We start from the raw sequence: 18,683 nt of genomic DNA, 5'->3' as shown, positions 1-18,683 counted from the left end.
CGCCACCCTCTGGTCCGCCATCGCGCGACCCGAAGGAGGCGCCAGGGCCTGCCCCTGCTGCGAAAGACCCGACCATGATCCGACAGGAGACGGCCGCCCATCCCATGCTGGTCACCCTGGCCCTGGCCCTTGGCGGTTTCGCCATCGGCGTGGCCGAATTCGCCACCATGTCGATCCTGCCCTATTTCTCGGCCGAGTTCGGCGTGTCCGAGGCAACGGCGGGGCATTCCATCGCCGCCTATGCCATCGGCGTCTGTGTCGGCGCTCCGCTGATCGCCCTGGGGGCGGCGCGCATGGCGCGGCGCTCGCTGCTGGTGCTGCTGATGGGGCTTTATGCCGTGGCCAACGGGCTGTCGGCCCTGGCGCCCGACTGGACCCTTTTCATCGTCTCGCGCTTCGTCGCCGGGCTGCCCCATGGCGCCTTTTTCGGGGTCGCGGGCCTGATGGCCGCCTCGCTGGCGCCGCCAGAGCGGCGGGCGCGGGCCGTGGCCTCGGTGCTGACCGGGTTGACCGTGGCCAATGTGGTGGGTGTGCCCCTGGCCAATATCTTTGGCGCGCAACTGGGCTGGCGCTGGACCTTCGCCTTCGTGGTGCCGCTGGCGGCGGGCTGTGCGATCTTCGTGCGGATGCTGGCGCCGCGGATCGAGGCCATGGCCGATGCCAGCCCCCTGCGTGAGCTGGCCACCCTGAAAAGCCGTCAGGTCTGGCTGACCCTGGGCGTTGGCGCCATCGGCACGGGCGGCATGTTCTGCATCTATACCTACCTCGCCTCGATCGTCATCGAATATGCGGGCGAGCCGGAAACCGTGGTGCCGGTGCTGCTGATGATCTTCGGCATCGGCATGACCTGCGGCCAGTTCATCTTTGGCTGGGCGGCGGACAAGTCGCAACTGGGCGCCGCCGCCGCCGCGCTGGCGCTGGCGAGCGCGATGATGATCGTCTTCTGGGCGGTGGCCGGGAATGTCTGGCTGATCGCCCCGGTGCTGCTGATCCTGGGCTGTTCCGGCGGGCTCAGCTCTGTCTTGCAGGCGCGGTTGATGACCCTGGCCTCCGAGGCGCCGACCCTGTCGGCGGCGCTGAACCACTCTGCCTTCAACCTGGCCAATGCCATTGGTCCGGTGCTGGGCGGGATGGCCCTGGCGGCAGGCTATGGCTGGCCCTCGGTCGGCCTGGTGGGCGCCAGCCTGTCGGGCGCGGGCCTGCTGGTGCTGGGCATCACCGCCTGGGACGCGGCGCCGCGCCGGCGCGGTGGCCTGGCGGCGGGATAAGGCGGCGCCCGGGCGCCCTGTCGGGGCATCCGGCGGGCCGCCCGGGCTTGCATTCCGGCGCGCATTGACAGAGGTCTGGGGGCAACAGCCAGACCAGCAAAGCGGATAGCGCGCCGAATGACGACCCAGATGCCCCCCCAGCCCGACCGGACCGAAGCCGACATCCTGACCCCGATCCTGGACGTCGAACGGATCGAAGAGGATTACTATCGCGGCATCGCCACCCCCGACGGGCGCGGGCGCAGCTTTGGCGGCCAGGTCATCGCCCAGGCGCTGATGGCGGCCACCCGCACGGTGGACCCGGCGCGCGCCAACCATTCCCTGCACGCCTATTTCCTGCGCCCCGGCAAGGCGGATGAGCCGGTCCTCTACCGCGTTGCCCGCGACATGGACGGGCGCAGCTTTTCCAACCGTCGCGTGGTGGCGGTGCAGAACGGCAAGCCGATCCTGAACCTGACCGCCTCGTTCCAGGGCGCCAGCGAGGGGCTGGCCCATGAGGACGCCTTCCCCGAGGACATTCCCGCGCCCGAGGATCTGGAGAACGAATTGCAGCTGGCGGAACGCTATCCCGGTTCGGTTGAACCCGAGGTGCTGGAATTCCTGCGCCTGAACCGCCCGATCGAGGTGCGGCCGGCCAGCCCCACGCCGCCTTTCGACCGCACCCCGCGCCGGGGCGTGACCTACCGCTGGATCCGTACCCGTCATGGGCTTTGCGACGATCCCATCGTGCACCGCGCGGCGCTGGCCTATACCTCTGATCTGGGCCTGATCCAGGCCGCCCTGACCGCCCATGGCCGCGCCTGGCTGGACGAGGGCGCCAAGGTCGCCTCGCTGGATCACGCGCTGTGGATCCATGGGGATTTCCGCATGGATGACTGGCTGCTCTACTGCATCCAAAGCCCCTGGACCGGCAGTTCGCGCGGGCTGGCCCTGGGCCAGATCTACACCCGCGACCGCCGCCTGGTGGCTTCGGTCGCGCAGGAAGGGATGATGCGGTTCCCCGACTGAGCCTCGGCCCGAGCGCGCCTTGCCCCGGCGCGGCGCTGGCCGGATCCCGGGCCGCGCCCGGCCTCAGCCCTGAAGGGGCAGGCGTTCGATCAGGTGGAAACGGCCCGCGTCATCCTCGCCGCACAGGCACAGGCTTTGGATCTGGAAGGGGGCGGGCAGCACCGGCGCCAGCGCCGGGGCAAGGGCCGCCTCGACCCGGCCCGCGTCGACCCCCGACAGACGGCCCGTCAGGGTCAGGTGAAAGCGGAACTCTTCCATCACGTAAGGATAGCCCCATTGCTGCAACAGCGCCTCTTGCCGGGGCGTGAGGCCCGCCTTGCGGCGCCGGTCCAGCTCGCTTTGCGGGGCGGGCGCGCGGAAGGCGTCCAGCCCCTGCACGCTTTCCGAGGCCAGCGCCGTCAGCGCCGCGATCTGACCCTTGTCGCCGCGCGGCGTCAGCGCCAGGAAGCTGCCCAGCCGGGTCAGGGCCAGCCCGTCCAGGGTCACCGGCTCCAGCCGGGTGGCCAGGTGGCGGGCGGCCTTCACCAAACCGTCCGCGTCGTGATCCGGCGCCAGGCGGAAGGGCGGCTTCACCGTGCCGTGAAAGCCGTATTTGCGCGGCGTCGCCGTCAGCTCGGCCACCGGGCGGGGCAGGCCGGGCAGCTCGGGATGGGCGGCAGGCGCGCCGCGGGCCAGATCCCAGCCCAGCCAGGCGGCGCCGAAATCGGCCAGGGGCCCCGGTTCGGGGGCGTAATAGATGGCATAGCGCGCGAAATCGGGCATCATGTCCCCTCCTGTTTCGGGCCGTGATAGCGCAGGATCGGTAACGGGGAAATGACCTGCGTCACCGGCGCGCAGCCGGGCCGCTGCCGTTAAGGCTGAGCGCGCATTTTCACCCCCCGCCCTTGCAGCCGATCCGGACCATCACTAAGACTCTGTTAGGGTTCGGTCGATAGGGATCGAAACGACCGCAGAAGTGAGTACAGGGCAGGGCACAGATGACAGATCCGGTTGAGTTTTACATGAACAATCTCGTGCCGATGGTGGTCGAACAGACCAGCCGTGGGGAACGGGCCTACGACATCTTCTCGCGCCTGCTGAAAGAGCGGATCATCTTCCTCTCCGGCCCGGTGCATGACGGCATGTCCTCGCTGATCGTGGCGCAGCTGCTGCACCTCGAGGCCGAGAACCCGTCGAAGGAAATCTCGATGTATATCAACAGCCCCGGCGGTGTCGTCACCTCGGGCCTGTCGATCTACGACACGATGCAATACATCAAGCCGAAGGTCTCCACCCTGGTGGTGGGCCAGGCGGCCTCGATGGGCTCGCTGCTGCTGGCCGGTGGCGAGGCCGGGATGCGCTTTGCGCTGCCCAATTCCGAGGTGATGGTGCACCAGCCCTCGGGCGGCTACCAGGGCCAGGCGACGGATATCCTGATCCACGCCCGCCACACCGAGAAGCTGAAGGAACGTCTGAACCGGATCTATGTGAAACATACCGGCCAGGACTACGAAACCGTTGTCGACGCGCTGGAGCGGGACAACTTCATGAGCGCGCAGGAGGCCAAGGACTGGGGCCTGATCGACGAGATCGTCGAAAGCCGCGCCGGCAAGGACGAGACTGCCGAGTAAATCGGCCACGGCCCCGGCCCGCCAGGCGGGACGGGGCGCGCGTTCAAATTCCGTGTTGTCGCTCCGCAGGGGACGGCCTAGTCTGACACAATCAGGACGGGCAGAACCGGCTGGCGCCGCAGATCCGGTGAACGCAACAGGGCCCGGAGGGGCGAAAGGTAAGAAGCATGGCCACGAATTCAGGCGGAGACAGCAAGAATACGCTCTATTGCAGCTTCTGCGGCAAGAGCCAGCACGAGGTGCGCAAGCTGATCGCGGGGCCGACCGTGTTCATCTGCGACGAATGCGTTGAACTCTGCATGGACATCATTCGCGAGGAAACCAAGTCCACCGGGCTGAAATCCTCCGAAGGCGTGCCCACCCCCAAGGAAATCTGCGCGGTTCTGGATGATTACGTGATCGGCCAGATGACGGCCAAACGCGTGCTGTCGGTGGCCGTGCACAACCACTACAAACGTCTGAACCACTCGGCCAAAAGCGGCGATATCGAGCTGGCGAAGTCCAACATCCTGCTGATCGGCCCCACGGGCTGCGGCAAGACCCTGCTGGCGCAGACGCTGGCGCGGATCCTGGATGTGCCCTTCACCATGGCCGATGCCACCACGCTGACCGAAGCCGGTTACGTGGGCGAGGACGTGGAAAACATCATCCTGAAGCTGCTTCAGGCCAGCGAATACAACGTCGAGAAGGCGCAGCGCGGCATCGTCTATATCGACGAGGTCGACAAGATCACCCGCAAGTCGGAAAACCCCTCGATCACCCGCGACGTCTCGGGCGAGGGCGTGCAGCAGGCCCTGCTGAAGCTGATGGAAGGCACCGTTGCCTCGGTGCCGCCGCAGGGCGGGCGCAAGCATCCGCAGCAGGAATTCCTGCAAGTCGACACCACGAACATCCTGTTCATCTGCGGCGGCGCCTTCGCGGGCCTCGACAAGATCATCGCGGCGCGCGGCAAGGGCTCTGCCATGGGCTTTGGCGCCGATGTGCGCGACAATGACGAACGGGGCGTGGGCGAGATCTTCCAGGATCTGGAACCCGAGGATCTGCTGAAGTTCGGCCTGATCCCGGAATTCGTCGGCCGTCTGCCGGTTCTGGCGACGCTGGAAGACCTGGATGCCGATGCGCTGGTCACCATCCTGACCGAGCCGAAGAACGCCCTGGTCAAGCAGTACCAGCGCCTGTTCGAGCTGGAAGATGCGCAGCTGACCTTCACCGAGGACGCCCTGACCGCCATCGCCAAGAAGGCGATCGAGCGCAAGACCGGCGCCCGGGGCCTGCGTTCGATCCTCGAAGATATCCTGCTGGATACGATGTTCGAACTGCCGGGCATGGATGACGTGACCGAAGTGGTGGTCAACGAAGAGGTGGTGACCGCCGATGCGGCGCCGCTGATGATCTACGCCGAAAGCAAGAAGGAAGAGGCGACCGCGGGCTGATCCGCCGCCCCTTTCGAGGTAACGCAAGGCCGGTCCCCCAGGGGGCCGGCCTTTTCGCTGGGCGGGGCAGGGCGCGGCGCATCTGGGGGCTTGCGCGCCCCCGCGTCCGGCCCCATGGTCGCGCCGGTTTCAACCTGGAGGTGGCAATGACCATCAAGCGTATTTTCTCCGGCGGCCCGTTCGAGGCCAAGATCGGCTATTGCCGTGCCACCGTCGGCGGCGGCTTTGTCCATGTGTCGGGCACCGTGGGCGCGGGCGACACCGTGGTCGAACAGTGCCGCGCGGCACTGGAGGTGATCGGCGGCGCCCTGGCCGAGGCCGGCGCCAGCTTTGCCGATGTGATGCGGGTGCACTACTACCTGCCTGACGCGTCGGAATTCGAGGCCTGCTGGCCGGTGCTGACCGAGGTCTTCGGCGCGAATCCCCCGGCGGCGACGATGATCGAATGCAACCTGATCGACGCGAAGTACCGCATCGAGATCGAAGTCACCGCGCTGTTGCCCAGCTGATTTCACACGCAAAAGCAAACAATTCTAGGCGCCCCGCGGCCATTGCGCCTGCGGGACGCACTGGACCTTGCGCGCGGAATGCGCCATATCGGTAGCAACATTGACCGGAGGCTTTGATGGGCATTCTGAACACGCTTCTGCGCGCCGTGACCTGGTGGAACGGCTCGACCCTGAACACGGGGCTTTATACCAGCCGCAAGGGCAAGAAGGTCGGCGAAGACGATCAGGGCAATGTCTTCTACCAGACCGCCGACGGCAAACGCCGCTGGGTGATCTACAACGGCGAGGCCGAGGCCAGCCGCATTTCCCCCGACTGGCACGGCTGGCTGCATCACACCTTCGATGAGATGCCTGCCTCCAAGCCGCTGGCGCACAAGCCCTGGGAAAAGCCGCACCACGAGAACCTGACCGGGACCATGCTGGCCTATGCGCCCGCAGGCTCGATCCGTCGCCCGCAACCGGCGGCCCGTCAGGACTACGAGGCCTGGCAGCCCGAATGATCCACGCGCGCCCGCGCGGCGCGTGACAGACGGGGCCCGGCGATCGGGCCCGTCTCAGGTCGGCGGCAGCGGCAGACGCAGCCCCGACGCTTGGGCCAGGGGCGGCCTGTCGAGGCCGGCCGGGCGCCACCAGAACGGGAAGGCCCGCAGCCATGTCGCAGAACAGACTAGAGATCCTCACCGGGGCCGTGGTGCTGCTGATCGCGGCCGCCTTCCTGGCCTATGGCTCGCGCGTGGTCGATCTGGGCGGCGCGGGCAGCAGCGCCTATCCCCTCAGCGCCTCGTTCCGGTCCGCCGAAGGGGTCAGCGTCGGCACCGACGTGCGCCTGGCGGGCGTCCGTGTGGGCACCGTCACCGCGCTTGAGCTGGACCCCGCCACTTTCCGCGCCACTGTCGACTTCACCTTGCGCGACGGGGTCGAGATCCCCGATGACAGCCAGGTGGCGATTTCCTCCGAAGGACTTCTGGGCGGCAACTACGTCGAGATCCTGCCGGGCGGGTCGCCCTTCAACTATGCGGCGGGGGACGAGATCCTGGACACCCAGAGCTCTGTCAGCCTGATCTCGCTGCTGCTGCAATTCGTGGCCGGAGATTCCGAGGAATGATGCGTCGCACCCTGTTTCTGCTGCCGCTGGCCCTGACCCTGGCCGCCGCGCCGCTGCGCGCACAAGAGGCCGTGGCCCCGGGCACCGGCGCCATGCTGCGCGGTCTCGACAAGATCAATGCGGTCACTGAGGATCTGGAGCTGGCCACCGGCGAGACCGGGCAGGTCGGCTCTCTGTCGGTGACGCTGCGCGACTGCCGCTATCCGCAGAACAACCCGGCGGGCGATGCCTTCGCCTTTCTCACCATCCGCGACACCCGGGCCGAGGCCGATGCGGCGCCGATCTTCGACGGCTGGATGATCGCCTCGTCGCCCGCGCTGAACGCGCTCGACCATTTCCGCTATGACATCTGGGTGCTGCGCTGCATCCTGCCCGCGGGCGTCGATACCACCCCCGAGGCCGCCGTGCCCGAGGCCGCTCCCGCACCGGAACTGGACCCGGATCAGCCGGTCGACTGACGCCACGCAGCCCGCCCCCTGTCAGCCCCGCTGACGCCTGCCTCGGGCGTCATGGCGGGCCAGCAGGCCCTCGACATCCTGGGCCGCCACGGCGCTGAAATCAGCCTCTTGCAGCAGCGCTTCGGACAGCTGCGCGTGATAGACCGCGCGCGGCACCTCGATGGCGCCCAGCGAGGCCAGGTGATGGGTCAGGAACTGGGTGTCGAAGAGGGCAAACCCCGCCAGGTTCAGCCGGTCCACCAGCCAGGCGAGGGCGATCTTCGAGGCATCGGTGCGGCGCGAGAACATGCTTTCGCCGAAGAAGGCCCCGCCCAGGGTCACCCCGTAGACGCCACCGATCAGCGCGCCCTGAGTATCCCAGACCTCGACCGAATGGGCAAAGCCCCGGTCAAACAGCGCGTCGTAAAGGCGGGTGATCTCGGCATTGATCCAGGTCTCGGGGCGATCTGCACAGCCCTCCAGCACGCCCAGGAAGTCCCGGTCGAAGCTGACCTGATGATCGGGGCGGCGCAGCGCTCGGCGCAGCGAGCGCGAGATGTGGAAACCGTCCAGCGGAAACAGGCCCCGCCTGCGCGGATCGACCCAGAACAGTTCCGGGTCATCGCGGCCCTCGGCCATGGGGAAGATCCCCGAGGCATAGGCCTGTAGCAGCAGTTCGGGGGTGATGCCGTCGTCGCCGTCATCTTTCATCGCAAAGACCCTTTGCGGCAGGGGCGGGCGGCGGCGGCAGGGGCGCGCCGGGGGCACGGCCCCGGAGGGGGAGGGCAGAGCGGGGACCGGGCCCCGCTCTGCGCCGGTGTACAAAAGGCGGCGATCAACTCTGGAACGTCTGCTCCAGCCATTGTTCCAGCCAGTGGATGTTGTAATCGCCGGTCAGGATCTCTTCCTCGCCAAGCAGCATGGTGAACAGCGGCACGGTGTTTTCCACCCCGTCCACGATCAGCTCGCCCAGGGCACGGTCAAGACGCGCCAGTGCCTCGCGGCGGTCGCGGCCATGCACGATCAGCTTGCCGATCAGGCTGTCGTAATAGGGCGGGATCTTGTAGCCGTCATACAGCGCGCTATCCATCCGCACCCCCAGTCCCCCGGGGGCATGGTAGGCGGTGATGGTGCCCGGGCGCGGCGCGAAGGCCGGCACGGTTTCGGCGTTGATCCGCACCTCGATGGCGTGGCCGTTGATCTCCAGCTCGTCCTGGGTGAAGGACAGCGGCAGCCCCTCGGCCACACGGATCTGTTCGCGCACCAGATCGACGCCGAAGATCGCCTCGGTCACCGGGTGTTCCACCTGAAGGCGGGTGTTCATCTCGATGAAGTAGAACTCGCCGTTCTCGTAGAGGAACTCGATCGTGCCCGCGCCCGCATACTGGATCTCGGCCACGGCGTCGGCGCAGATCTTGCCGATGCGGGCTCGTTCCTCGGGGGTGATGCAGGGGCCGGGGGCCTCTTCCAGCACCTTCTGGTGGCGCCGCTGCAGCGAGCAGTCCCGCTCGCCCAGATGCACCGCATTGCCCTTGCCGTCGCCGAAGACCTGGATCTCGATGTGGCGCGGGGTGGTCAGGTACTTCTCGATATAGACTTCGTCGTTGCCGAAGGCGGCCTTGGCCTCGGAGCGCGCCGTCATGAAGGCGTGTTCCATCTCCTTGGCGTCATGGGCCACCTTCATGCCGCGACCGCCGCCGCCGGCGGTGGCCTTGATGATCACCGGATAGCCCATCTCGGCGCCCAGCTTCTGGGCGGCCTCCAGCGTCGGCACGCCGCCGTCAGAGCCGGGTACGCAGGGCACGCCCAGCTTCTTCATGGTGTCCTTGGCGGTGATCTTGTCGCCCATCACCCGGATATGCTCGGCGCGGGGGCCGATGAAGGTGATGCCGTGATCCTCGACGATCTGCACGAAGGCGGCGTTTTCCGACAGGAAGCCGTAGCCCGGGTGGATCGCCTGGGCGCCGGTCACTTCGCAGGCGGCGATGATCGCGGGGATCGACAGATAGCTTTCCGCCGAAGAGGGCGGGCCGATGCAGACGCTTTCATCGGCCATGCGCACATGCATGGCATCGGCATCGGCGGTGGAGTGGACGGCGACGGACTTGATGCCCATCTCGCGCGCGGCGCGGATCACGCGCAGGGCGATCTCGCCGCGGTTGGCGATCAGGATCTTGTCGAACATCTCGCGCCTCACTCGATGATCATCAGCGGGGCACCGTATTCCACGGCGGCCTTGTCCTCGACCAGGATGCGCTTCACGGTGCCGGATTTCGGGGCGGGGATGTGGTTCATGGTCTTCATCGCCTCGACGATCAGCAGCGTGTCGCCTTCGGAGACCTGGTCACCCACCTTGACGAAAGAGGGCGCGCCCGGTTCGGGCTGCATGTAGACGGTGCCCACCATGGGCGAGGTCACGGCGCCGGGATGGGCGGCGGGATCTTCGTCCAGGGCCGGGGCCGCGGGGGCGGCGGCGGCAGGCGCTGCCAGGGCCGGGGCGGCCGCAGGCGCGGCGGCCGGGGCGGCATAGGTCACGGGCGCGGGGGCTTCGCCCTTGCGGCTTACCCGGACGTTCAGCTGGTCGTCCTTGCCATATTCGCGCTTCACTTCCAGCTCGGTCAGGTCGTTCTCGCGCAGCAGTTCTGCCAGTGCCTGAATGAAGGCCACGTCTGCGTCATGCTTCTTTTCGGTCATTGCACCCTCGGTCGGATCTATCCGCTTCCATCGCCGGAAGCCCTATGATTGCAACCTCTATAGAGAAAGCCGCAGGGAGTGAAAAGGCGTCGAAACGCACGCCCCCGTTCGGCAAGATCCCCCCTGCAAACGGCACGAAGCCGCCCCGAGGGGGGCGGCTTCGCCTGGCATCAGGCCAGAGTTGCAAGGCGCGGGGTTACGATGCGCCCAGCATCACCGGGGAGTCCTCGGTCACCTCTTCGGCGCTTTCCGGGTCGAACTCGGCCATGGCTTCCAGCTGGGCCTTGGTGTAGCCCTCGGCCTCCAGCAGGCCTTCCTCGGCGGCCGAGCTGTGCAGGTCGCTCAGCGGCAGGGCCACGTCATGTTCGCCCAGGCCCAGGAAGCCACCGATACCGACCACGGCCATTTCCTCGCCGTTCACCAGCACGACGTTGTCGACCTCGCCGATGATTTCGCCGTTCTCACCGGCCACTTCGTAGCCGATCAGGGCGCCCACGGTCAGGGTTTCGGGGGTGGCGCCATCGACGGCCTCTTCGACGTTCTGGGCGACATCGCTGGCGGTGTCGCTGATTGCTTCGCCCGCTTCATTGGCGGTCTCGCTGATGTACTCGCCGGTTGCCTCGGCGGTATCTGCGATCTCGTCGCCCATGGGTTTGCCGTCGTTGTCCAGGTCGATCATCGTATCGCTTTCGGCCTGCACTTCGGCATTCTGGTCGGTGATCACGACAGAGCTGTCGGTCTCGCTGTCCATCTGGGCGAAGGCGGGGGTCGCGGCTGCGATGGCAAGGGCTGCGGCGCCGGTCATCAGGGTCTTGATGGAAGTCATATCGGATCTCCTCTTCCGTCGTTTCATTTCCTGCCGACACAACCGGCACCCCCCGCCCTCAGTTCCTGGAAAAGTTTCAGGAACTTTTTGCCCGGTTCGCGCATTGAAGGGGCCGGTTTGAAACGCGAAAGGCCCCGCGACAGATGCCGCAGGGCCTTGTTTTCAAAGCATTCGGGGCGGATCAGCCGCGGTTCATGCGGTTCTCGATCAGCTCGTCCACCACCGAAGGGTCGGCCAGGGTCGAGGTATCGCCAAGCGCGCCATAGTCGTTTTCGGCGATCTTGCGCAGGATCCGGCGCATGATCTTCCCCGAACGGGTCTTCGGCAGGCCCGGGGCCCACTGGATCAGGTCGGGCTTGGCAATCGGGCCGATCTCGGTCCGCACCCACTGTTCCAGTTCCTTGCGCAGCGCGTCCGAAGGCTCCTGGTCGTTCATCAGGGTCACATAGGCATAGATGCCCTGACCTTTCAGCTCGTGCGGATAGCCCACCACGGCGGCTTCGGCGACCTTGGCATGGGCGACCAGGGCCGATTCCACCTCTGCCGTGCCCATGCGGTGGCCCGAGACGTTGATCACGTCATCGACGCGGCCGGTGATCCAGTAATAGCCGTCTTCGTCGCGGCGGCAGCCGTCGCCGGCGAAGTAGTAGCCCTTGTAGTCCGAGAAATAGGTCTTCTCGAACCGCTCATGATCGCCCCAGACGGTGCGCATCTGGCCGGGCCAGCTGTCGGCGATGGCCAGGACGCCCTCGCATTTGGTGTCCTCGATCACGGTTCCCGCGGTCGGGTCCAGCACCACGGGCTGCACGCCGAAGAAGGGCGTGGTGGCCGAGCCGGGCTTGGTGGGCGTGGCGCCGGGCAGGGGGGTGATCATGTGGCCGCCGGTCTCGGTCTGCCACCAGGTGTCGACGATGGGGAGCTTCCCCTTGCCGATCTTGTCGTTGTACCAGTTCCAGGCCTCGGGGTTGATCGGCTCGCCCACGGTGCCCAGCACCTTGAGGTCCGAAAGGTCGATGCCATCGACATAGCTGTCGCCCTGGCCCATCAGGGCGCGGATCGCGGTCGGCGCGGTGTAGAACTGGTTCACCTTGTGCTTTTCGCAGACCTTCCAGAAGCGGCTGGCGTCGGGCCAGGTGGGAACGCCTTCGAACATCAAGGTCGTGCCGCCGTTGGCCAGCGGGCCGTAGACGATATAGGTGTGCCCCGTCACCCAGCCCACATCGGCCGAGCACCAGTAGACGTCGCCGTCGTGGTAGTCGAAGGTCAGCTGCTGGGTCATCGCGGCATAAAGCAGATAGCCGCCAGAGCTGTGCACCACTCCCTTGGGCCGCCCGGTCGAGCCGGAGGTGTAGAGGATGAACAGCGGATCCTCGGCGCCCATGGGACGGACGGGGCAGTCGGGGGCGACCTGCGCCATCATCGCCTTCACGTCGACGTCACGGTCCTGGATCCAGGTGGTCTGGTCGCCGGTGTGTTTCACCACCAGGCAGCGCACCTTGTCGGAACAGTGCAGCAGGGCGGCGTCGGCATTGGATTTCAGCGGGGTCCGGCGCCCGCCGCGCGGGGCGGTGTCGGCGGTGACCACGACCTTGGCCTGGCAATCGTTGATCCGGTTGGCCAGGGCATCGGGCGAGAAGCCCGCGAAGACCACCGAGTGAATGGCGCCGATGCGCGCGCAGGCCAGCATGGTCACGGCGGCCTCGGGGATCATCGGCAGGTAGATCACCACCCGGTCGCCACGCATCACCCCCTGGGCCAGCAGCACGTTGGCCATGCGGCAGACCCTCTCGTGCAGGTCGCGATAGGTGATGTGCTGGGCCGGATCCTCGGGATTGTCGGGTTCGAAGATGATCGCGGTCTGATTGGCGCGCGCGGGCAGGTGGCGGTCGATACAGTTGTGGGCGACGTTGATCACCCCGTCGGCGAACCAGTTGATCTTCACCTGGCCCAGGGTGAAATCGGTGTCCTTGACCGTGGTAAAGGGTTCGATCCAGTCCAGACGCTCGCGCGCCTCGCGGCCCCAGAAGGTATCGGGGTCTTCGACAGAGGCCTTGTACATCGCGGCGTATTTTTCCGCGTCCACATGGGCGTTGGCCACGAAATCTGCGGCGGGCGGGTAGGTCGTGTTGGTCATCACGTGCTCCTCATCGCGTGATTATGCGCGGCTCGTTCTAGGCGCCGTGCCGGGGCGGGAACAAGCCCGCCCCGGGCCAAACTGTCTCACAAACGAGTCAGATCGCAAGGTATTCGGCGCGCAATTCCTCGTTGCCCAGCACCTCGGCCGCCGCGCCGTCGAAGACGATCGAGCCGGTATCCAGGATCACCGCGCGGTCCGCCAGTTCCAGCGCGCGCACGGCATTCTGCTCCACCAGGATGGTGGTGATCCCCTGTTCCTTGATGATGCGCAGGGTCTTTTCGATCTCGTCCACGATGACCGGCGCCAGCCCTTCATAGGGTTCGTCCAGCAGCAGCACCTTGATGTCGCGGGCAAGCGCCCGGGCGATGGACAGCATCTGCTGTTCGCCGCCCGACAGGGTCACGCCCTCTTGCTTGCGGCGTTCGCCCAGGCGCGGGAAAAGATCGTACAGCCGTTCGATGGACCAGCCGATGGGGGGCGCGATCTGGGCCAGTTGCAGGTTCTCCTCGACCGTCAGGCCGGGGATGATGCAGCGATCCTCGGGCACCAGCCCGATGCCCGCCTGGGCCGCCTCATAGCTGGACATGCGGTGCAGCGGCTGGTGATCCAGCCAGATCTCGCCATGGGTCACCTGGGGGCTGTTCATCCGCGCGATCGAGCGCAGGGTCGAGGTCTTGCCCGCGCCATTGCGCCCCAGCAGGGCCAGGATTTCGCCCTCGTGCACGTTGAAGCTGATGTTCTGCACGATGTAGCTTTCGCCGTAGTAACTCTCCATGTTCCAGACGGACAGGAAGGCGGGCGCGGTTTCGGCCAGGTTGTGGCCCTTCGAGAAGTCGGGTTTGACGTTCATGTTCTATCCTTTCTCACTCATCTGGTCCGAAAACCGGCGTCCACTTTTCGGGATGAGTGACGAACTCCTTAGGCCGCTGCGGTTTCGCCAAGGTAGGCTTCGCGCACCTTGGGATTGCCCTTGATGTTTTCCGGCGCGTCCTCGACCAGGGGGGTGCCCTGGGCCAGCACGGTGATCCGGTCGGCAAGGCTGAACACCACATGCATGTCGTGTTCGATGATGGCGATGGTGATGTCGCGCTCGGCCTTGATCTGCTTCAGCAGGTCGATGGTGTTGTTGGTATCGGCCCGCGCCATGCCCGCCGTGGGTTCGTCCAACAGCAGAAGGCGCGGTTCCTGCGCCAGGCACATCCCGATCTCCAGCCGCCGCTTGTCGCCGCGCGACATAGAGGCCGCGTGCATGTCGCGCTTGTCGGCCATGTTCATGTCGACCAGCATCGCCTCGGCCCGGTCGCGGATCTCGGCGTCGCCCTCGACCGAGCGGATGCCGTTCAGCTTGAACGCGCCGTCGCGCTTGGCGAAACAGGGGATCATCATGTTTTCCATCACCGTCAGATCGCCGAAGATCTCGGGTGTCTGGAAGACGCGGGAAATGCCCATCTGGTTGATTTCATAGGGCGTGCGGCCCAGCACCGACTGGCCGTCGAACATGACGCTGCCGGTGTCGGGGATCAGCTTGCCCACCAGGCAGTTCAGCAGGGTGGACTTGCCCGCCCCGTTGGGCCCGATGATGGCGTGCACGGTGTTTTCCTTCACCGACAGGTTCACGTCGCCCAGGGCCTGCAACCCGCCGAAGCGTTTGCCGACATTCTTTACTTCAAGAATACCCATCTCTTGCTCCTCACTCGGCCGGGGTGGATTGGGTGGCGGTCTTTTCCTCGGCCTTCTTGCGGCGCAGGAGACGGCCCAGACGCTGCCCCCCTTCCACAAGGCCGCCGGGCAGGAAGGTGACCACCAGCATGAACAGCAGGCCCAGGGTCAGGTGCCAGCCAGAGCCGACGAAATGCTCCAGCACCCAGACCACGGCGTTCTCGATCCCGTCGGGCAGGGCGTGGAACCAGCTGTGCAGGACCTGTTCGTTGATCTTCGAGAAGATGTTCTCGAAATACTTGATGAAGCCCGCGCCCAGGACCGGACCGATCAGCGTGCCGGCACCGCCCAGGATGGTCATCAGGACGACCTCGCCCGAGGCGGTCCACTGCATCCGCTCGGCGCCCGCCAGCGGATCCATCGAGGCCATGAGGCCGCCCGCCAGACCGGCATACATGCCCGAGATCACAAAGGCCGCCAGGGTGTAGGGCTTGGTGTTCAGCCCGGTGTAGTTCATCCGCTGCTGGTTCGATTTCACCGCCCGCAGCATCATCCCGAAGGGCGAGCGGAAGATGCGGATGGCCAGGTAGAAGGCCAGCAGCAGCACGATGGCGCACATGTAGTAGCCATTGTTGAACTGGAAGGTCCAGCCGCCGACATTCATCACCTCGGTGGCGCGCATCTCGATCCCGAAGAAGTTGGTGACGGGGATCGAGCCGGTGGCCGTTGCGGTCTCGCCCAGGATGCGCGGATCGTCGAGGGTCAGTTGCAGGCCGGTTTCGCCATTGGTGATCGGCGTGAGCACCGAATAGGCCAGGCGGAAGGACATCTCGGCAAAGGCCAGGGTCAGGATCGAGAAGTAGATCCCCGTGCGGCGCAGCGAGACATAGCCGATCAGCATCGCGAAGAGGCCGGAGACAATGACGCTGAGGATGATCGCCGGGACGATGTTCATCGACAAGAGCTTGAACATCCAGACGGCCGAGTAGCTGCCGACGCCGAGGAAGGCCGCATGGCCGAAGCTGAGGTAGCCGGTCAGGCCGAAGAGGATGTTAAAGCCGATGGCGAAGATCCCGAAGATCACGAAGCGCTGCATCAGGTCGGGGTAGCCCGCGTTGAACTGCGCCATGGCGCTGTCGGCGGGGAAGGGGTTCAGCAGGAAGGGCGCGAACACCACCAGGGCGGCGACGATCAGCAGCAGGGTGAAGTCTTTTCTGTTCAGTCCCAGCATGGGCTTAGTCCTCCATCACGCCCTTGCGGCCCATGAGGCCACGGGGACGGGTCAGCAGAATGATGATGGCGGCGACGTAGATGATGATCTGGTCGATGCCGGGGATGATGGATTTGATCTCGTTCATCGAGGCAAAGCTTTCGAGGATGCCCAGCAGGAAGCCCGCGGCGACGGCGCCGGGCAGGGATCCCATGCCGCCCACCACGACCACGACGAAGGACAGCACGAGGAAGTCCATGCCCATGTGGTAGTTGGGCGAGTTGATTGGCGCGTACATCACCCCCGCCAGGCCCGCGACGGCGGCGGCCAGGCCGAACATGATGGTGAACCGCTTGTCGATGTTGATGCCCAGCAGGCCCACGGTCTCGCGGTCGGCCATGCCAGCGCGCACGACCATGCCGAAGGTGGTGAATTGCAGGAAGGCGAAGACGCCGCCGATGATCACCGCCGCGAAGGCAAAGTAGATCATCCGCCAGTAGGGATAGATGATCGTATTGGGATCAAAGCCCAGCATGGCGCCGAAATCGAACGAGCCCTTGAAGGCGTCGGGGGCGGGCGTCTGGATCGGGTTGGCGCCGTAGTAATGCTTGATCAGCTCTTGCAGCACGATGGCCAGGCCGAAGGTCACCAGGATCTGGTCGGCATGGGGGCGGCGGTAGAAATGCTTGATCAGCCCGCGTTCCATGATGAAGCCGACGGCGATCATGATCGGGATCGAGAACAGGATCGCCAGGGGCACGGACCAGTCGATGATGGCATGGCCGAACTCGGGGCCGAACCAGCTTTCGACGTAGGGGGTCTTCACCTTCAGGGGGTTGCCCAGAAAGTCGGTGCGGGTGGGATCGACCGTCTCGAAGGAAATGTTCAGCAGCTTGTTCAGCGATACGGCGCAGAAGGCGCCGATCATGAACAGCGCGCCATGGGCGAAGTTGACCACGCCCAGCGTGCCGAAGATCAGGGTCAGACCAAGGGCGATCAGTGCATAGGCACTGCCCTTGTCCAGCCCGTTCAGGATTTGGAGGATGATAGCGTCCATGGCTCTACCTTGGCTCTGTCAGGCGCCCTTGGCCGGGCGACCCTTGCGGAAGTAGGGGGGAGAGGGGCCGCACCGGGTGGGTGCGGCCCGCAGGAACGGGACGGTGGCAGGCGGCCAGAGGTGGTTGTGGTGGTGGTGTCTTGGCTGCCAGGCCGCGGAGGGTTGCCCCCGCGGCCCCATGTCCCGCGGGCGTCAGGCGCCGGCGTTGCAGGAGCCGAGCGCGCCACCCGAGAACATCGGGTGATCGGGCGCATAGGTGACCTGATCGACGGGGGTGACCTCGACCACTTCCAGAAGGTCGAACTCGGAGGTGGGGTTGTCCTTCCCCTTCACCACGAGCACGTCCTTGAAGCACTGGTGGTCGTCGGCGCGATACAGCGTCTTGCCGTTGCCCAGACCGTCGAACTCGTAGCCCTCCAGGGCTTCGGCCACGGCGCAGGGGTTGAACGACCCGGCGCGCTGCACCGCATCGGCATAAAGCAGCGTCTGCACGTAGCAGGTATGCGCCGCCTGGGACGGCGGGAAGCCGTACTTGGTGCCGAAGCTCTTGACGAAGGCCTGGCTGCCCGCGTCTTGCAGCGACCAGTGCCAGTTGGTCGAGCCGAAGATGCCCTTCACGTTCTCGCCCGCACCGCGTGCCATCAGGCGCGAGTAGAGGGGCACGACGATCTCGAACTGCTTGCCGTTGACGATCTTGTCGCGCAGGCCGAACTGCACGGCGTTGGTCAGCGAGTTGACCATGTTGCCGCCGTAGTGGTTCAGGATCAGCACGTCGGCGTCCGTTTGCAGGATCGGCGTGATGTAAGAGCTGAAGTCGGTGGCCGCCAGCGGGGTGCGGACGGTATTCACGGTTTCCCAGCCCAGGGCCTCGGTCGCGGCCTTGATCGACTCTTCCTGGGTCCAGCCCCAGGTGTAGTCGGCGGTCAGGTGATAGGCCTTGCGGTCGGTGCCATACTGCGAGGCCAGCACCGGCGCCAGGGCGGCGCCCGACATGTAGGCGTTGAAGAAGTGACGGAAACCGTTGGCCTTCTTGTCCTTGCCGGTGGTGTCATTCGAGTGGGTCAGACCCGCCATGAAGATCACGCCGGCCTCTTGGCAGAGGCCCTGCACGGCCACGGCAACGCCCGAGGACGAGCCGCCGGTGATCATGATGGCGCCGTCCTTCTCGATCATCGACTTGGCGCTGGCGCGGGCGGCGTCGGATTTCGTCTGGGTGTCGCCGGTCACATATTCGACCTTCTTGCCCAGGATGCCGGTGCCTTCCAGCGCCTTCGAGCTGAAGGTCGACATCATGCCGCCGTCGCCGCCGCCGTTCAGGTGCTCGACCGCCAGCTGATAGGCGCGCAGTTCATCGGCGCCCTCGTCGGCATAGGGGCCGGACTGGGGCACGTTGAAGCCCAGGGTGACGCTGCCGCCCATGGGTTCGTTGGTGAAGGCGTTGGCCGCCGAGGTGAAGATGGTCGGCAGGGCAAGACCGGCGCCACCCACGGCCCCGGTTTTCAACAGCCCGCGACGGGTCAGTTTATTCGTCATGGATTCCTCCCTTGGAAAGGTGCGCCCGGACCTCCTCCGCCCGGACACTTCATCGCAATTGGGGGCATCCCCCAAACGCATGATGCAAAAGGATCATCGCAGATGAATGGAAAATCTCGCAACAAGTCACTTTGATTGCTTGATTTTTTTGTAAATTTATCCACTATGCCTGTGCGGTATTTGTAAACAAATTCTTT

At 65.8% G+C, this 18,683-nt stretch carries 19 protein-coding genes; 8 read left to right on the top strand and 11 right to left on the bottom strand.

Going from position 1 to position 18,683, the window contains the following annotated elements; genetic code table 11:
• The first annotated feature begins 74 nt into the window (after positions 1-74).
• Positions 75-1,268, top strand: coding sequence for an MFS transporter (locus ACRARE_RS00395; protein WP_432654429.1), 1,194 nt, complete (start codon positions 75-77; stop codon positions 1,266-1,268).
• A 117-nt stretch (positions 1,269-1,385) separates the two neighbouring features.
• On the top strand, positions 1,386-2,276 hold the full coding sequence (locus ACRARE_RS00390; RefSeq protein WP_432654428.1) for an acyl-CoA thioesterase: 891 nt from the start codon (positions 1,386-1,388) through the stop codon (positions 2,274-2,276).
• Positions 2,277-2,339: 63 nt separating this feature from the next.
• On the opposite strand, the gene ACRARE_RS00385 is transcribed toward ACRARE_RS00390, so the two are convergent.
• Positions 2,340-3,038 carry a DUF1045 domain-containing protein gene (locus tag ACRARE_RS00385; protein ID WP_432655040.1) on the bottom strand — a complete coding sequence of 233 codons (699 nt, stop codon included), beginning with the start codon at positions 3,036-3,038 and terminating at the stop codon, positions 2,340-2,342.
• A 215-nt stretch (positions 3,039-3,253) separates the two neighbouring features.
• Here ACRARE_RS00385 and ACRARE_RS00380 point away from each other — a divergent pair, with 215 nt between their 5' ends.
• From ACRARE_RS00380 to ACRARE_RS00355, 6 genes are all read left to right on the top strand, one after another.
• Positions 3,254-3,886, top strand: coding sequence for an ATP-dependent Clp protease proteolytic subunit (locus tag ACRARE_RS00380; protein WP_432654427.1), 633 nt, complete (start codon positions 3,254-3,256; stop codon positions 3,884-3,886).
• Positions 3,887-4,053: 167 nt separating this feature from the next.
• A complete protein-coding gene (gene clpX, locus ACRARE_RS00375) occupies positions 4,054-5,319 on the top strand; it encodes an ATP-dependent Clp protease ATP-binding subunit ClpX (RefSeq protein ID WP_432654426.1) in 1,266 nt (421 codons plus the stop codon).
• A 146-nt stretch (positions 5,320-5,465) separates the two neighbouring features.
• On the top strand, positions 5,466-5,828 hold the full coding sequence (locus ACRARE_RS00370) for a RidA family protein (protein WP_432654425.1): 363 nt from the start codon (positions 5,466-5,468) through the stop codon (positions 5,826-5,828).
• A 116-nt stretch (positions 5,829-5,944) separates the two neighbouring features.
• Complete coding sequence (locus ACRARE_RS00365) at positions 5,945-6,328, top strand: NADH:ubiquinone oxidoreductase subunit NDUFA12 (RefSeq protein ID WP_432654424.1); 384 nt, start codon at positions 5,945-5,947, stop codon at positions 6,326-6,328.
• 152 nt (positions 6,329-6,480) lie between these two features.
• Positions 6,481-6,933 (top strand): outer membrane lipid asymmetry maintenance protein MlaD, encoded by a 453-nt coding sequence (gene mlaD / locus ACRARE_RS00360; protein ID WP_432654423.1) that lies wholly within the window; start codon positions 6,481-6,483, stop codon positions 6,931-6,933.
• On the top strand, positions 6,930-7,391 hold the full coding sequence (locus ACRARE_RS00355) for a DUF2155 domain-containing protein (RefSeq protein WP_432654422.1): 462 nt from the start codon (positions 6,930-6,932) through the stop codon (positions 7,389-7,391). Before mlaD ends, ACRARE_RS00355 begins: the two co-directional genes overlap by 4 nt.
• 21 nt (positions 7,392-7,412) lie before the next feature.
• Here the strand turns inward: ACRARE_RS00355 and aat are convergent, their stop codons facing one another.
• The 10 genes from aat to ACRARE_RS00305 all read right to left on the bottom strand — a co-directional run bounded on the left by aat (position 7,413) and on the right by ACRARE_RS00305 (position 18,486).
• On the bottom strand, positions 7,413-8,081 hold the full coding sequence (aat, locus tag ACRARE_RS00350; RefSeq protein ID WP_432654421.1) for a leucyl/phenylalanyl-tRNA--protein transferase: 669 nt from the start codon (positions 8,079-8,081) through the stop codon (positions 7,413-7,415).
• A 124-nt stretch (positions 8,082-8,205) separates the two neighbouring features.
• Complete coding sequence (gene accC / locus ACRARE_RS00345) at positions 8,206-9,555, bottom strand: acetyl-CoA carboxylase biotin carboxylase subunit (protein WP_432654420.1); 1,350 nt, start codon at positions 9,553-9,555, stop codon at positions 8,206-8,208.
• A gap of 8 nt (positions 9,556-9,563) precedes the next feature.
• Positions 9,564-10,064 (bottom strand): acetyl-CoA carboxylase biotin carboxyl carrier protein, encoded by a 501-nt coding sequence (gene accB / locus ACRARE_RS00340; protein ID WP_432654419.1) that lies wholly within the window; start codon positions 10,062-10,064, stop codon positions 9,564-9,566.
• Between the two features lie 196 nt (positions 10,065-10,260).
• The gene (locus ACRARE_RS00335; protein ID WP_432654418.1) at positions 10,261-10,890 is read right to left on the bottom strand and encodes a PRC-barrel domain-containing protein; all 630 of its coding nucleotides are present in this window, start codon (positions 10,888-10,890) and stop codon (positions 10,261-10,263) included.
• 181 nt (positions 10,891-11,071) lie between these two features.
• Positions 11,072-13,024, bottom strand: coding sequence for an acetate--CoA ligase (acs, locus tag ACRARE_RS00330; protein WP_432654417.1), 1,953 nt, complete (start codon positions 13,022-13,024; stop codon positions 11,072-11,074).
• 97 nt (positions 13,025-13,121) lie between these two features.
• The gene (locus tag ACRARE_RS00325) at positions 13,122-13,877 is read right to left on the bottom strand and encodes an ABC transporter ATP-binding protein (RefSeq protein WP_432654416.1); all 756 of its coding nucleotides are present in this window, start codon (positions 13,875-13,877) and stop codon (positions 13,122-13,124) included.
• 68 nt (positions 13,878-13,945) lie between these two features.
• Positions 13,946-14,707 carry an ABC transporter ATP-binding protein gene (locus ACRARE_RS00320; protein WP_432654415.1) on the bottom strand — a complete coding sequence of 254 codons (762 nt, stop codon included), beginning with the start codon at positions 14,705-14,707 and terminating at the stop codon, positions 13,946-13,948.
• Positions 14,708-14,717: 10 nt separating this feature from the next.
• Positions 14,718-15,917, bottom strand: a complete 1,200-nt coding sequence (locus ACRARE_RS00315) for a branched-chain amino acid ABC transporter permease (protein WP_432654414.1) — start codon at positions 15,915-15,917, stop codon at positions 14,718-14,720.
• Between the two features lie 4 nt (positions 15,918-15,921).
• On the bottom strand, positions 15,922-16,953 hold the full coding sequence (locus ACRARE_RS00310) for a branched-chain amino acid ABC transporter permease (RefSeq protein WP_432654413.1): 1,032 nt from the start codon (positions 16,951-16,953) through the stop codon (positions 15,922-15,924).
• A 192-nt stretch (positions 16,954-17,145) separates the two neighbouring features.
• Complete coding sequence (locus ACRARE_RS00305; protein WP_432654412.1) at positions 17,146-18,486, bottom strand: substrate-binding protein; 1,341 nt, start codon at positions 18,484-18,486, stop codon at positions 17,146-17,148.
• Positions 18,487-18,683: the final 197 nt, after the last annotated feature.

Origin of the sequence: Pseudooceanicola aquaeponti (assembly GCF_050897975.1) — a bacterium.
Lineage (GTDB): Bacteria > Pseudomonadota > Alphaproteobacteria > Rhodobacterales > Rhodobacteraceae > Pseudooceanicola.
The sequence above is the reverse complement of the archived record's forward strand: the minus strand, read 5'-3'. Positions and strand labels throughout refer to the sequence as shown.

Coding starts and splice junctions, on each gene's coding strand:
- accB (WP_432654419.1), bottom strand. CDS start 10,064: ATGACCGAAAAGAAGCATGACGCAGACGTGGCCTTCATTCAGGCACTG.
- ACRARE_RS00390 (WP_432654428.1), top strand. CDS start 1,386: ATGACGACCCAGATGCCCCCCCAGCCCGACCGGACCGAAGCCGACATC.
- ACRARE_RS00395 (WP_432654429.1), top strand. CDS start 75: ATGATCCGACAGGAGACGGCCGCCCATCCCATGCTGGTCACCCTGGCC.
- ACRARE_RS00365 (WP_432654424.1), top strand. CDS start 5,945: ATGGGCATTCTGAACACGCTTCTGCGCGCCGTGACCTGGTGGAACGGC.
- ACRARE_RS00325 (WP_432654416.1), bottom strand. CDS start 13,877: ATGAACGTCAAACCCGACTTCTCGAAGGGCCACAACCTGGCCGAAACC.
- ACRARE_RS00320 (WP_432654415.1), bottom strand. CDS start 14,707: ATGGGTATTCTTGAAGTAAAGAATGTCGGCAAACGCTTCGGCGGGTTG.
- ACRARE_RS00315 (WP_432654414.1), bottom strand. CDS start 15,917: ATGCTGGGACTGAACAGAAAAGACTTCACCCTGCTGCTGATCGTCGCC.
- ACRARE_RS00385 (WP_432655040.1), bottom strand. CDS start 3,038: ATGCCCGATTTCGCGCGCTATGCCATCTATTACGCCCCCGAACCGGGG.
- mlaD (WP_432654423.1), top strand. CDS start 6,481: ATGTCGCAGAACAGACTAGAGATCCTCACCGGGGCCGTGGTGCTGCTG.
- ACRARE_RS00335 (WP_432654418.1), bottom strand. CDS start 10,890: ATGACTTCCATCAAGACCCTGATGACCGGCGCCGCAGCCCTTGCCATC.
- ACRARE_RS00355 (WP_432654422.1), top strand. CDS start 6,930: ATGATGCGTCGCACCCTGTTTCTGCTGCCGCTGGCCCTGACCCTGGCC.
- ACRARE_RS00370 (WP_432654425.1), top strand. CDS start 5,466: ATGACCATCAAGCGTATTTTCTCCGGCGGCCCGTTCGAGGCCAAGATC.
- aat (WP_432654421.1), bottom strand. CDS start 8,081: ATGAAAGATGACGGCGACGACGGCATCACCCCCGAACTGCTGCTACAG.
- ACRARE_RS00310 (WP_432654413.1), bottom strand. CDS start 16,953: ATGGACGCTATCATCCTCCAAATCCTGAACGGGCTGGACAAGGGCAGT.
- acs (WP_432654417.1), bottom strand. CDS start 13,024: ATGACCAACACGACCTACCCGCCCGCCGCAGATTTCGTGGCCAACGCC.
- ACRARE_RS00305 (WP_432654412.1), bottom strand. CDS start 18,486: ATGACGAATAAACTGACCCGTCGCGGGCTGTTGAAAACCGGGGCCGTG.
- clpX (WP_432654426.1), top strand. CDS start 4,054: ATGGCCACGAATTCAGGCGGAGACAGCAAGAATACGCTCTATTGCAGC.
- ACRARE_RS00380 (WP_432654427.1), top strand. CDS start 3,254: ATGACAGATCCGGTTGAGTTTTACATGAACAATCTCGTGCCGATGGTG.
- accC (WP_432654420.1), bottom strand. CDS start 9,555: ATGTTCGACAAGATCCTGATCGCCAACCGCGGCGAGATCGCCCTGCGC.